Origin of the sequence: Intrasporangium sp. (genome assembly GCF_030452765.1) — a bacterium.
In the GTDB taxonomy this organism is placed as follows: Bacteria; Actinomycetota; Actinomycetes; order Actinomycetales; family Dermatophilaceae; genus Intrasporangium_A.
Genome location: NZ_JAKDLO010000171.1, coordinates 1 through 9210, shown reverse-complemented (window position 1 = coordinate 9210; position 9210 = coordinate 1). Strand labels below are relative to the sequence as shown.

Here is a 9210-nt window from a genome sequence, read left to right as displayed (position 1 = left end):
GCGCTCAGGCCGCGCAAAACCGCAGGACCGGCCCGGCAGGGGCTGAATGTTTACAACACGCCGTCTGATAGAAAATGCGCTGTATTTGACGCTCTAGATGCTATGGACTCCGAGTATCGAACTCTGTACTCTCTGATTTGAGTCGAGTCTTGGGGGACAGTCTTCATGCGTGAACGATGGCTGATTACTGGTGCGTGTGGACAGTTGGGGGCGCAAGTCATGCACGCCGTCATCCTCGCGTCCGAGAGCCCACGTGAGACGGTGGGACTCGGAAGGCGTCATTGTGCTCGACACGGCAAAGTCATTGGGGTAGACGTCCGCAGTCCCGAGCTCGAGTCCATCATGGACGATTTCGAACCCACGCATGTCGTCCATCTCGCCGGGATGACCTCGCCGGCGCAGGCGGACCAACTCCCGGAGATGGCTTGGGAGATGAACGTCGTGGTGACGAAGCGGATCACTGATTGGGCCAAGAACCACGACAGCTGGCTCCTTTATCCGTCGACGGACTTTGTCTGGGGGCCCGATCGTGGCCGACCCTGGCGCGAAACCGACCGGCCGACCGCGATGTCTCATTACGCGCGCAGCAAGGTAGTCGCCGCAGGCGGGGTGCTGTCCCATGAGCGTGGCTGCGTCACACGGCTCTCCTTGCTCTACGGGCTCCCGCTGTGTCCGCGTGAGACGACATGGACGCGCGTCTTCGCAGCCTTCGCCGCGGGTTCCGTGATTCCGGCCTGCACGGACGAGGTCCGCACGCCACTTCGCCTGGAGGATGCGGCGCAGGTCATCGCCGAGCTGGGAAGGAGGCGTCATGCCGGCCTCCTGCACGTTGCGGGGCCTGAAGCCATCTCCCCGTATGAGTTGTTCGAGCGGCTCGCCAGGTCCGTCGGCAAGATCGCCCGGCTCGAGCCGGTCGGCCGGGAACAGCTCCAAGGCGGCTCGCAGCGGCCCCCCAACATGGCGATGGACGCCGCAGCCCTCGCGCAACTGCTCCCGCACGTTGAAATCGCCGCTCCGCCTCGCGGGAGCCTCGCGCAACCCCTGATCGTACCCTGACGATGCCTCCGTTCACGGTGGTCATTCCCGCCTACAAACCTGGGCCGGCCCTGCTTCGAAGCATGCTGTCGCTGGCTGCTCAGGACTTCGCGGGAGACCTGCACGTCGTCGTCGCAGTCAATGACGGCTCCGCTGAGACGTGGCTGGTCGCCGATGCCCTGGCGCACACGATTCGATCCGCTCGACGGCGCTGCGAGGTCGTGCACACGAGTCCCGGTCGACCTGCGGCCCTCGCGGGCGCCGAAGGACTGCTCCCGGAGGGCCCCCGCCTGTACCTCGACCAGGACGCCGAGCTGTCGACGGGCGCCGTGACCCAGCTGGCTGCCCGACTTGTTCCGGAGACCGGATATCACTTCGCGGCGTTGCACCTGCGGCCACCGGAATCCGACTCGTGGTGCACTCGGGCTTACTACCGAGCTTGGTGTGAAATCCCCTATGTGCGGCAGAGTCCAGCAACCATCGGGGCGTATGCCGTCAGTGCACTCGGGCGGAAACGCTGGGGACAGTTCCCGAACCTGCACTCTGACGACAAGTTCGTGCGAACGAGGTTTCGTCCCGTTGAGCGAACGTTGGTCGAAACGGAGTCGTACTCGGTGCTCCCGCCAGAGGGTCTCCGAGAACTGGTGAGTGCCCGTCAACGGTACAACCGAGGAAATCGCGAAGTGCCGCGGCGCGACGGATTCGACGTGTCTCGGAAGGCCGGCTTGGCGCGAACGATCGTGCGGCACCCCCGTTCCTGGCCAGGGTTTGGGGTTCTCGTGGCCGTGAACCTGATTGCCGCAGCCGCCGAGCATCCGGACAGGGGGTTCCGATATGGATGATTGTCTTGACGTGGTCATCCCGGCGCACAACGAGGAGGCGCTGCTCCCGGCCTGCCTGCGGGCAGTACTGACCACTACGGGACCCTCGCTGCGGGTGATCGTCGTGGCCAATGGCTGCACCGACGCCACGGTATCGGCCGCCAATGCGGAGAGGGCGCTCGCGCGGGAGCGTGGACACGAACTGGTGGTCGTGGAAATCGAATGCGCAGGCAAGGTCCGCGCGCTCAACATCGGCGACACCTACTGCCGCGGATGCTCGGTGGTGTACTTGGACGCGGACACGGTGTTGCTGCCGGGGTCACTGGCGTCGGTCCATGCGGTTCTGTCCGCTCCGGGCCCTCGGCTGACGGCACCAGTACCAGTCCTCGTCCGTCCACTGTTGCGCCTGACGCGAGCCTATGCCGCGATCTGGAGCCAGCTGCCCGGCGTGGCCAACGATGTCGTCGGTGCGGGCTGCTACGCGGCCAACCCGGCTGGACGGCGAAGATGGGGCACCTTCCCGGATGTGGTTGCCGACGACCTTTTCGTCCGGACTCGCTTCGACCCGACGGAACGAGTGGTCGCTCCGGAGGGTGGTTTTCTGCTGGTGATGCCGGAGGGGCGCGACCTTGTCACGGTCCTGCGTCGCTGGCGTTGGGGGAATCGGCAACTGGCAGCGGGCGGTCAGCGGTCAGCGGTGCGAAGGTGGCAGCGCGGTCCCCGCCACTTCGGCATGACCGGGCCGCGCACCTGGTTCCACTGGCCAGGCTTCTTGCTCGTCAGTGCAACCGTGCAGCTGTCGCTCAAGGGGCTCCCGCAGGCGCGAACGCCTCCATGGGGACGGGCGCTCCGGCTACGGGAGGAAGTTTTGGCGGACCACGATGAGAAGACTCTTCGAGTCGACGTGGTGGTCGTGACGCACGAGAGCAGAGCGCACATTGACGGGTGCCTCTCCAGTTTGCGCTCACACTGGGCGCAGCTGACAGTGACCGTCGTCGACAACTCCTCTCGGGATGGCACGCCCCACGTGGTCAGCATCACCCACCCGGAAGCTGACCTGGTGCGAAACGAGACCAATACCGGGTTCGCTCGCGCGGTGAACCAGGCGGCCGCCAAGGGAACAGGGTCATACATCTTGCTCGTCAACCCGGACAGTAGCCTCGATTCCGGTGCGATAGACGAGTTGCTCGCGCTGGCCCTGCGGTTCCCCAACGCGGGTCTGTACGGAGGGCGCGCGACCGATACGAGCGGGCGCCTGCACCCGCAGTCGTGTCTGGCCCGCCCATCCCTGAGGCAGTCCCTTGCGTTCGGGCTGGGCTTCTCAGCCTTGCCGTGGCCCTCGCGACTCAACCCCGACTCCCTCGGAGGCTGGAAACGTGATGACATCCGCACGGTTCCCGTGCTCACGGGAGGCTTGCTCTTGGTGGATCGCGTTCTGTGGCAGCGGCTGGACGGCTTCGACGAGAGGTACGTTCTGTACGGCGAGGACGCCGACCTGTCGATGCGTGCCGCGGAACTGGGTTGCCGACCCATGTTCACGCCGCGCGCCCGGTACCGGCATGTGGGTGGTGCAAGTTCGAGTCCAGGCCAACGGCAAATCCTCACCCTTCGCGGCATCGTGACCCTGTACAACCAGTATCTGCCTGCTTGGCAGGCCCCGATCGCTCGCGGGGCGTTGCTCCTGGGAATCGGTGCTCGCTCGATTGCCGAGCGAGCGCTGTTCTCGAAACGCGATGCATGCCACAGGGCACGGACCACGGCGTGGACCAGCCGAGGCACGTGGATCAACGGGTGGCGCGCCGGGGACGACTTGGACAGCGCGGTGGTCGAGGCGGTCTGAGCCGCGGGTTCTGGGTCGCGCAGGCGGACGCCGGCCGTGGTGTACGGGGCAGACGCGCGCCCCCCGGACCGCCACCGCGCCCGAGTAGCATGGCTGCGGCGCCCCGGGCCCCCGCCTGCCGACCGGCGTCACCGACCAGGAGGAGCTGCGACCCGTGAGCGATCGACGGCCGGCCGCCGTGATCGTCCTCGCCGCCGGCGAGGGCACACGCATGAAGTCCAAGACCCCCAAGGTGCTTCACACGATCGGTGGCCGCAGCCTCGTCGCGCACGCCATCAGCGCCGCGCGTGGCACCGAGCCGGAGTACCTCGAGGTCGTCATCCGCCACCAGCGCGACCGGGTCGCCGCCCACGTCGAGCGGGTCGACCCCGAGGCCATCGTCGTAGACCAGGACGAGGTCCCGGGCACCGGCCGCGCCGTCGAGTGCGCCCTGCAGGCCCTGCCCGAGAGCCTGAGCGGCACGGTCGTCGTCACCTACGGCGACGTGCCGCTGCTCACCGCCGAGGTGCTCCGCGAGCTGCTGGCCGACCACGAACGCACCCACAGCGCAGTCACCCTCATCACCGCCACCCTCGATGACCCGACCGGCTACGGCCGGGTCCTGCGCGACTCCGACGGCGGGGTGTCCGCGGTCATCGAGCAGAAGGACGCGACACAGGAGCAGCTGGCGATCCACGAGGTCAACTCGGGCATCTACGCGTTCGACGTGGCGGTCCTGCGGCAGGCGCTCGCCCAGGTCGGCACCGACAACGCCCAGGGGGAGAAGTACCTGACCGACGTCGTCGGCATCGCCCGGGCAGAGGGGCTGCGGGTCACGCCGTACCTCGTCGCGGACCTCTGGCAGACCGAGGGGGTCAACGACAAGGCCCAGCTCGCCCGCCTCGGTGCCGAGCTCAACCGCCGCCTCGTCGACCGGGCGATGCGCGAGGGGGCCATCGTCATCGACCCCGCGACGACGTGGATCGACGCGGACGTCAGCATCGGCCAGGACACCGTCATCCAGCCCAACACCCAGCTGCTCGGCGCGACGTCCATCGGCGCGGAGTGCGTCATCGGACCCGACACGACGCTCAAGGACACCGAGGTGGCCGACGGTGCGAGCGTCATACGGACGCAGGCAGAGCTCGCCGAGATCGGGCCGGGCGCGACCGTCGGACCCTTCTCGTTCCTGCGCCCCGGCACCAAGCTCGGCGCGAAGGGCAAGATCGGCGGCTTCGTCGAGACGAAGAACGCCGACATCGGGCCGGAGGCGAAGGTGCCGCACCTGACCTACTGCGGCGACGCGACGATCGGCGAGGGCGCGAACATCGGCGCGGGCACGATCTTCGCCAACTTCGACGGGCTGACCAAGTCGCACACCGAGGTCGGCGCGTGGAGCTTCGTCGGCAGCGACTCGGTCATCGTCGCGCCGCGCACCATCGGGGCGGGCAGCTATGTCGCGGCCGGTTCGGCCGTAGTCAGCGACGTCGGCCCGGGGCAGCTCGCGGTGACCCGGGCCCGGCAGCGCAACATCGACGGCTGGGTGGCTCGGCGCCGCGCCGGCACCAAGACCGAGAAGGCGGCTCAGGCGGCCGCGGCGGCAGAGGCCGAGGAGGCGCTCGCGACCGAGGCGGGCGCCGTCCTCGAGGGCGACCGGCTGGAGAGCGGCCCCGGTGGGCCGGCTCCGACGTCCCCGCCGCCCACCGAGCCGAAGGATGCCCGATGACCGGCCTGAGCAAGACGACCGAGAGGCACCTCATGGTCTTCTCGGGCCGGGCGCACCCGGTGCTCGCCCAGCAGGTCGCCGAGCAGCTCGGCACCGAGCTCGTCCCGACCTCCGCGTACAACTTCGCCAACGGCGAGATCTACGTGCGCTACGAGGAGTCGGTGCGCGGCTGCGACGCCTTCGTGATCCAGAGCCACACGGCGCCGATCAACGAGTGGATCATGGAGCAGCTCATCATGATCGACGCGCTCAAACGGGCCTCGGCCAAGCGGATCACCGTCGTGCTGCCGTTCTACGGCTATGCCCGCCAGGACAAGAAGCATCGCGGCCGCGAGCCGATCTCGGCCCGGCTCATGGCCGACCTGTTCAAGACCGCCGGCGCCGACCGGCTCATGGCGATCGACCTGCACACCGCCCAGATCCAGGGCTTCTTCGACGGCCCGGTCGACCACCTCATGGCGCTGCCGATCCTGTCCGACTACGTCGACGACAAGTACGGCCACCTCGACCTCGCCGTCGTCTCGCCCGATGCGGGTCGCATCAAGGTCGCCGAGGACTGGTCCAGCCGGCTCGGGGGCGCGCCGCTGGCCTTCATCCACAAGACGCGCGACATCAGCCGGCCCAACGAGGTCGTCGCGAACCGCGTCGTCGGCGAGATCAAGGGCCGGGTCTGCGTGCTCGTCGACGACATGATCGACACGGCGAGCACGATCACCAAGGCCGCCGACGCGCTCATGGCCGACGGCGCCGCCTCGGTCATCATCGCCGCGACCCACGCGATCCTGTCGGGCCCGGCCGTCGAGCGGCTCGAGGCGTGCAAGGTCGAGGAGGTCGTCGTGACCGACACCCTGCCGATCCCCGCGTCGCGCCGGTTCGACAAGCTGACCGTCCAGTCGATCGCCCCGCTCGTGTCCCGGGCGATTCGCGAGGTCTTCGAGGACGGCTCGGTCACGAGCCTGTTCGACGGCAAGGCGTGAGTATGCCGCCCAGCTGCTGATCGCTGCTTGTGCTGATCCGGCCCCACCGTCATGGTCCGTGGCAAGACCCTGATGCGCAGAAGGGAACTGTTGAGCCCGTGACCCTCCGGGTGCTCAGCTGGCGTGGAGGTACTGGCCGATGGCACGGCGAATGGCCTCAGACACGCTGATGTGCTCCTCGGCAGCTCGCAGGATCAGGGCGCGCTTGAGCTCAGGGTCGAGTCGAACGGACTCGACCGAGGACGCAGCCGACCCCAACGGCGGGCGACCGCCGCGCCGACGACGTTTGATCTGCTCAACGTCGTAGCCCCGCTCGGCCTCGTCGGCCATCACTTCGACCAGCTCGTCGGTGATCGGGGTGCCATCGGCTGTGGTCCCGTATGTCGTAGGCATCGTCACCATCCTTCTGGCAGCAGGTTGCGTTACACACCGACCACGAGAATCGTATTACAGAACTCGCTGGCCGGCCCTACGGGTCAACCGGCCGGATCGAGCGCCGGGCTGGGCACCGATTCGTGCTCAGCCTGGCCACGTCACACAGCTCGTTCCGGTCACTCGGCCCGGGGTGCCTCGGCCTTGCGGGCGCGGTATGCCGCCGAGTGGGCCCGCGCCCCGCACCCCCCCTCGCAGTAGCGCCGGGAGCGGTTGCGGGACAGGTCGAGCACGAGGTCGTTGCACTCGTCGGCATCGCAGACCCTGAGCCGGTCGAGCTCGCCGGCCCGGATCACATCGACGAAGGCCATCGCGGTCTCGACCGCCACGCGGGTGGCCAGTGGCGCGTCCGCGGGGGTCGCGTGCAGGTGCCAGTCCCACCTGTCGTGCCGGACGAGCTGGGGCAGGGCCTTCGACTTCCGGAGCAGGTCGTTGACCAGGTCGACAGCCTCGTCCTCGCCGGCGATCCACAGACCCAGCAGCCCCGGGCGCAGCCGGCGCATCGCCTCGACCTCGGCCTGGTCATGGGTGCGACTGCCGGTCCAGCCGTCGTCGCCGAGGAGCGCCTCGAGGTCGCCGACGGTCCACAACGTGTCAGCCCCGTCCGGGCCCGTCGTCGCGCTGTTGACAAGCCTCACGACGAACTCGAGGGCCACCTCCGTATCATGGGCTAAAACCACTTTGACTCCTGACGGCAGCGAGTACTAGTGTCATCAGTGTAATCCATTTCGCTAATGACGGAGGTGTCCTGTGTCCCAGCGTCGGCCTGCTCTCGGTCTCGGCGTCGCACTGGTCTCGTCGGCGGCCTTCGCCACGTCCGGGGCCTTCGCCAAGAGCCTCCTGCTCGGCGGGTGGTCGCCCGGTGCCGTCGTCACGCTGCGCATCGGGATCGCCGCCCTCGTGCTTCTCGTCCCGACCCTGCTGAGCCTGCGTGGTCGGTGGCCGCTGCTCCGCCGCAACGCGCCGCTCGTCCTCGGCTACGGTCTGACCGCCGTCGCAGGCGCCCAGCTCGCCTACTTCAACGCCGTGACCCACCTCTCGGTCGGGGTCGCCCTGCTGCTGGAGTACCTCGCGCCGGTGCTCATCGTGGGCTGGCTCTGGGTGCGCCACCGGCAGGCTCCCCGGCGTCTCACCCTGATCGGGGTCGCCCTCGCCCTGCTCGGGCTGCTCCTCGTGCTCGACCTCACCGGTGGCGCCAGGATCAGCGCCGTCGGCGTGGCCTGGGGCCTGATGGCAGCGGTGTGCCTCGTCGTCTACTTCCTGCTCTCGGCAAAGACCGCCGACGCGCTGCCGGCCATCGCGCTCGCCGGCTCCGGGCTCATCGTCGGGGCCATCGTGCTCGGTCTCGCCGGGGCGACCGGCATCCTCGAGATGACCCGCGGCGCGTCCGTGGTCGAGATCGGCTCGACCCCGGCCCCCTGGTGGGTGCCGATCCTCGTCGTGTCGATCGTCGCCGCGGCCTTCTCGTATGTCGCTGGGGTTGCCGCCGTGCGGATGCTCGGTGCGAAGGTCTCGTCCTTCGTCTCCCTGACCGAGGTCCTCTTCGCCATCATCTTCGCGTGGCTCGTCCTGGGCGAGCTGCCCATGCCGGTCCAGCTCCTCGGTGGCGCGCTCATCATCGGCGGCGTCGTCGCGGTCCGGGCCGACGAGCTGCGCGGCGTGCGCGCGCGACGGGCTGAGCGGCATACGGACGAGGTCGCCCAACCCGCCACGCACGGAGCGCTCAGCGGGTAGCGTCGAGGGCGCTGGCACGGCTGAGGAGGGACATGGCTGGACAGGGCGCGCCCCTGTTGCTGCTCGCGGCGAGCGGGCTCGCGCGAGAGGTTGCCGCGGCGGCCCGGGCAGCCGGGATCGAGGTCACCGGGTGCCTCGACGACTCGGCCGCGCTCGCCGGGCAGGAGGTGGCACCCGGTCTCAGGGTCCTCGGGAGCCTGGACGACCTCGGGCGGTATCCCGACGCCGGGCTCGTCGTGTGTGCCGGCAAGGGAACGGTGCGTGATCGGATCGTCGAGCGGCTTGCCCGGCTTGGCGTCGACGAGCGGCGTTACGCGAGCATCGTCGATCCGCGAGCGATGCTGGCTCCCGACACGATCATCGGCCACGGCTCCATCGTGCTGGCGGGAGTCGTCGCGACGACCCAGGTCGTCATCGGTGAGCACGTCGTCGCGATGCCCAATGTCGTTCTGACGCATGACAACCGCATCGAGCCGTACGCGACGCTGTGTGCCGGGGTCGTGCTCGGCGGGTCCGTCGTCGTGGGGCGAGGCGCCTACGTCGGGATGGCGGCCTCGGTGCGCGAAGGGCTCACGCTCGGGGCGGGCAGCCTGATCGGGATGGGCTCGGTCGTGCTGCGTGACGTGGGTCCGGGGGAGACGTGGGTAGGGGTGCCGGCGCGGCCGG

Annotated in this window: 8 protein-coding genes; 6 read left to right on the top strand and 2 right to left on the bottom strand. The window is 68.9% G+C overall.

Annotation, left to right across the window (positions count from 1 at the left end):
- The first annotated feature begins 165 nt into the window (after positions 1–165).
- The 4 genes from L0H79_RS17740 (at position 166) to L0H79_RS17725 (ending at position 6378) form a co-directional block, all read left to right on the top strand.
- Positions 166–1056: a sugar nucleotide-binding protein gene (locus tag L0H79_RS17740; RefSeq protein WP_301485975.1), complete on the top strand. Its 891-nt coding sequence runs from the start codon at positions 166–168 to the stop codon at positions 1054–1056.
- A gap of 831 nt (positions 1057–1887) precedes the next feature.
- A complete protein-coding gene (locus tag L0H79_RS17735; protein ID WP_301485974.1) occupies positions 1888–3696 on the top strand; it encodes a glycosyltransferase family 2 protein in 1809 nt (602 codons plus the stop codon).
- A 154-nt stretch (positions 3697–3850) separates the two neighbouring features.
- A complete protein-coding gene (gene glmU / locus L0H79_RS17730) occupies positions 3851–5401 on the top strand; it encodes a bifunctional UDP-N-acetylglucosamine diphosphorylase/glucosamine-1-phosphate N-acetyltransferase GlmU (protein WP_301485973.1) in 1551 nt (516 codons plus the stop codon).
- Positions 5398–6378 (top strand): ribose-phosphate diphosphokinase, encoded by a 981-nt coding sequence (locus tag L0H79_RS17725; protein ID WP_301485972.1) that lies wholly within the window; start codon positions 5398–5400, stop codon positions 6376–6378. Before glmU ends, L0H79_RS17725 begins: the two co-directional genes overlap by 4 nt.
- 114 nt (positions 6379–6492) lie before the next feature.
- On the opposite strand, the gene L0H79_RS17720 is transcribed toward L0H79_RS17725, so the two are convergent.
- Together L0H79_RS17720 and L0H79_RS17715 are read right to left on the bottom strand one after the other, a co-directional pair.
- Positions 6493–6771: a ribbon-helix-helix domain-containing protein gene (locus L0H79_RS17720; protein ID WP_301485971.1), complete on the bottom strand. Its 279-nt coding sequence runs from the start codon at positions 6769–6771 to the stop codon at positions 6493–6495.
- A gap of 158 nt (positions 6772–6929) precedes the next feature.
- Positions 6930–7490: an ABATE domain-containing protein gene (locus L0H79_RS17715; RefSeq protein ID WP_301485970.1), complete on the bottom strand. Its 561-nt coding sequence runs from the start codon at positions 7488–7490 to the stop codon at positions 6930–6932.
- Between the two features lie 70 nt (positions 7491–7560).
- Between L0H79_RS17715 and L0H79_RS17710 the strand changes: the two genes are divergently transcribed.
- Both L0H79_RS17710 and L0H79_RS17705 read left to right on the top strand, forming a co-directional pair.
- On the top strand, positions 7561–8544 hold the full coding sequence (locus L0H79_RS17710; RefSeq protein ID WP_301485969.1) for a DMT family transporter: 984 nt from the start codon (positions 7561–7563) through the stop codon (positions 8542–8544).
- A gap of 32 nt (positions 8545–8576) precedes the next feature.
- Positions 8577–9210, top strand: a 634-nt coding sequence (locus L0H79_RS17705) for a NeuD/PglB/VioB family sugar acetyltransferase (RefSeq protein ID WP_301485968.1), incomplete at its 3' end; no start/stop codon positions are given.

What these genes read in the sequence shown, in the direction of transcription:
- L0H79_RS17740 (WP_301485975.1), top strand. Translation starts at nt 166, where the DNA reads ATGCGTGAACGATGGCTGATTACTGGTGCGTGTGGACAGTTGGGGGCG.
- L0H79_RS17725 (WP_301485972.1), top strand. Translation starts at nt 5,398, where the DNA reads ATGACCGGCCTGAGCAAGACGACCGAGAGGCACCTCATGGTCTTCTCG.
- L0H79_RS17720 (WP_301485971.1), bottom strand. Translation starts at nt 6,771, where the DNA reads ATGCCTACGACATACGGGACCACAGCCGATGGCACCCCGATCACCGAC.